Source organism: Alcanivorax sp. UBA3183 (assembly GCF_002364155.1).
GTDB classification, from domain to species: domain Bacteria; phylum Pseudomonadota; class Gammaproteobacteria; order Pseudomonadales; family Alcanivoracaceae; genus Alcanivorax; species Alcanivorax jadensis.
This window is the reverse complement of the sequence record NZ_DEXN01000028.1, coordinates 1-232: the sequence shown is the minus strand read 5'-3', so window position 1 is coordinate 232 and position 232 is coordinate 1. Positions and strand designations below refer to the sequence as shown.

Here is a 232-nt window from a genome sequence, read left to right as displayed (position 1 = left end):
CTGTTCCAGCAAGTGGAAATCAACGGCAAGCCGCTCAAGGTACCCGCCATCACTCCCCGACTGGCAGACACCCCTGGCGAAACCCGCTGGCCCGGCGGTGAGGTGGGCAGTCATAACGACGCGGTATTACGCGAGGAATTGGGGCTCAGTGACGAGGAGTTCGCGGCGCTGAAGGCGGACGGGGTAATCGGGTAGTCAGTTTCAAGTTGCAAGAGGCAAGTTGCAACGCGGT

1 pseudogene is annotated in these 232 nt (G+C 60.8%); it reads left to right on the top strand.

What is annotated here, in order from left to right:
* A pseudogene (locus tag B3Q33_RS10535) lies at window positions 1–195 on the top strand (CoA transferase); the annotation flags it as partial.
* Window positions 196–232: the final 37 nt, after the last annotated feature.